Origin of the sequence: Bradyrhizobium sp. STM 3809 (genome assembly GCF_000239795.1) — a bacterium.
Lineage (GTDB): Bacteria > Pseudomonadota > Alphaproteobacteria > Rhizobiales > Xanthobacteraceae > Bradyrhizobium.
In genome coordinates this window covers 1-3,089 of the sequence record NZ_CAFJ01000708.1, presented here as the reverse complement: position 1 = coordinate 3,089, position 3,089 = coordinate 1, and the positions used below count along the sequence as shown (strand labels likewise).

General features: G+C 65.0%; 2 protein-coding genes. Both read right to left on the bottom strand.

Going from position 1 to position 3,089, the window contains the following annotated elements; genetic code table 11:
- Positions 1 to 1,573 (bottom strand): DUF7088 domain-containing protein (locus BRAS3809_RS30880; protein ID WP_035659599.1); only part of this gene is annotated, 1,573 nt, incomplete at its 3' end.
- Positions 1,566 to 2,519 carry an ABC transporter ATP-binding protein gene (locus BRAS3809_RS30875; protein ID WP_008965941.1) on the bottom strand — a complete coding sequence of 318 codons (954 nt, stop codon included), beginning with the start codon at positions 2,517 to 2,519 and terminating at the stop codon, positions 1,566 to 1,568. The genes BRAS3809_RS30880 and BRAS3809_RS30875, both read right to left, overlap by 8 nt.
- Positions 2,520 to 3,089 lie beyond the last annotated feature (570 nt).

Genomic DNA, 3,089 nt, shown 5'->3' with positions numbered 1-3,089 from the left:
GGAACCAGAATCGCTTCGGATTGAGCAGGCCAACGGAGAGCGGCTCCAGTCCGTAATCGTCCTGCAGGGTCTTGGCGATCTGGCCGCCATCCGCGTCGGGATCGACGATCTTCGCGTCGAGCTTGCCCGGAGTCTTGCTCTGGTAGTCCTTGATCAGTTCCTGCAGCGCGGTCTTCAGCTTGGCGAGCGGCTCGGGCAGGTTCTTGGCCGAGACATAGGCCTCCAGCGTCACCGGCTGCGGCAGGCCGGCCAGCACGTCGCCGGAGCCGCGATAGCCGTTCAGCACCTTCTTGATCGCGCGGGTGATCGTGTATTCGGGATTGCGCAGGTTCACGTCGAGCTCGCTGTCGCCGTCACCGCGCTCCTTGACCTCGATGAGGTCACGGAAGCCGAGCGTCGTGTATTCGTCGCCATATTTCACGAGAATGTTGAAGTAGGAGTTGGTCACCGACGCCTGATACTTGCTCGAGGTCTGGAACGGTACCGGCTGGATGCCGTACTGCTTGTTGGCCTCGGTCTCGAGCGCTGCATTCTGCATCGGATCGATGAACTCGACCCGGACCTTGCCTTGTCCTGCGATCTCGTACTCCTTCAGAAGATCGCGCAGCCGCGGCACCAGCGGCGCCAGCAGCGGGTGGGTCTGGGCGCTGAAATAGCCGCGGATCAGCAGCGGCTCCTGCAACTGGCCCAGATAGCTCCGGGTCTCGTCCGAGATCGAGTAGATGTGTCCGGCGGTGAGGTCGGCCCGCGCGGCGGGGAGCTGGCCGAGCCACAGATTGACGGCGACGAGATTGGCCACCGTGAGCGCGGCCACCATGCGCCAGCGCCGATGCTGCGGCGCGCGGCCCTGCGACGACCAGCGCAGGCTTTCCAGCACATAGAGATTGAGCACCAGGAACACGCCGAAGATGCTGAGATAATAATAGAGATCGCGCAGGTCGATGACGCCGCGGGCGATCGACTCGAAGCGAGAGCCGGCGCCGAGCTGGCGCAGCAGCTCGCCGCCTTCGTTGCCGGTGAGCGAGGTCAGCGTGTTGGAGCCGAGCAGATAGAACGCGCCGCAGATCAGGGTCGAGACGATCAGGCTGATCACCTGGTTGTCGGAGCGGGCGCTGACGAACAGGCCGATCGAGATGTAGGCGGAGGCGAGGGCCAGTGCGGCGAGATAGCCGCCGGCCACCGGGCCCCAGTCGAGCCTGCCGATCAGGGAGACCGTGATCGGGAGCGGCAGCGTCAACGCAAGCGCGATCGCGACCAGCGCGAGGCAGGCGAGGAACTTGCCAAGCACCAGCTGCAGCGGCGCGACCGGCGAGGTCAGCAGGAACTCCAGCGTGCCGGCGCGCCGTTCCTCGCTCCACATTCGCATCGTGATGGCCGACACGATGAAGATCATCAGCACCGGCATCCATTCGAACAGCGGTCGCACGTCGGCGATGTTGCGGGCGAAGAAGCGGTCGACCCAGAAGAACAGGAACAGGGTGACGGCGAGGAACGCGGCCATGAAGATGAACGCCGCGGGCGAGGCGAAGAAGACGGCCAACTCCTTCCGGGCGATACGAAGAACGTTATGCATGCTGGGCCTCCCGCGTCGGTGCGCCGGCGCCGGTGATGTCGGCGAACAGGGTTTCGAGATCGCGCTGTTCTGGATGAAGGGCGAACAGGTCGAGCTTGTTGTCGGTGATCACGCGGGCGACGGCCGGAGCCACGGCGCTGGCCGCATGGCCATTCAGGTTGAGGGCATAGGCATGGCCCGGCTCGGCAGCCGTCAGCCGCTCCACGCTCTTCACCAGGCCGAGACCCGCGACCAGCGGCTCGACCAGTTCCGGCGGCCCGCTGGTGACAAGACGCAGCCGGCCGGGGCCGCCGAGGTCGCTCATGCGGGTGTCGAGCGCCAACCGGCCGCGGTTGATCACCAGCACGCGCTCGCACACGGCGCGCACCTCCTGCAGGATGTGGGTCGACAGGATCACCGTGGCGGTCTTTGCGAGATCCCTGATCAGTCCGCGCATCTGGGCGATCTGCGACGGGTCGAGGCCGTTGGTCGGCTCGTCGAGGATCACGATCTTCGGCTTGTGCAGGATCGCCTGCGCGACGCCGGTCCGCTGCCGGTAGCCGCGCGACAGGCTCGCGATCGGTGCGGTGGCCTTTTCCGCAAGGCCCGTGGCCGCGATGGCATCGCGCAGTGCCTGCGCTCGGGTGCCCGGCGGGATTCCCCTCAGTTCTGCAGCGTAGTCGAGGAATTCGACCACCGTCATCTCCGGATAGAGCGGGCAGTTCTCCGGCAGGTAGCCGATCAGCGCCTGCGCCTGCCGGCGCTGCTTGGCGATGTCATGGCCATGAATGGTCGCTGTGCCGGCGGTCGGCTCGAGATAGCCGGTCAGCATTTTCATGATCGTGGTCTTGCCAGCGCCGTTGTGCCCGAGCAGGCCGACGATCTCGCCGTCGCCGACCTCAAAGGAGACGTCGTCGACGGCAGTGAATGACCCGTATTGGCGGGTCAGGCGTTCGGCGGAGATCATGGAAGGCTTGGCTCCTGAGTTTGGCCGTCGCCGTGTCGGATCCTGATTGGCATGCAGGATCGATCACCGGCGGCGGGCGCGTCGGATGCAGCAGAGAGGATCTGGCCGACCGGACCGGGGTCGTCGGCGTGCAAAGCTGAGAGGTCGAACTGGCCGAGCGCGGCGGTTCAGAGCGCCGCGACCTGTGCGATGGGGGGAGTCGTCATCCGGAAGAGCACATCGTGCGACGAAGCCTTGTGCAGCACCTTGGGAGATCGTGAAGCGTTTGTGTTTCCGCCGTTCTGTTGGTTGCGGCTAACTAATCGAACGCGATTGGATGAATCAAGCCGGGGGCCCGGCTCTGGATTGATCACAACCGGTCAATTGGATGTGAGCCGCTGGTCTGGCACGGCGGCCAGCCCAGCAATGCTCCCGCCGTGCTGCCGGGGGGGCTGCCCAGTCCAGCCAGCGCTGAGGACGCGGTGATCTTCATGCGGAATATCGAAATCCGCTATTGCGTTTTTTCAGAAATCATGCTTAGTTATGTCCAACCCGCCTCGAGCAGAGGGACGAACGCGTCGTCACGATCGT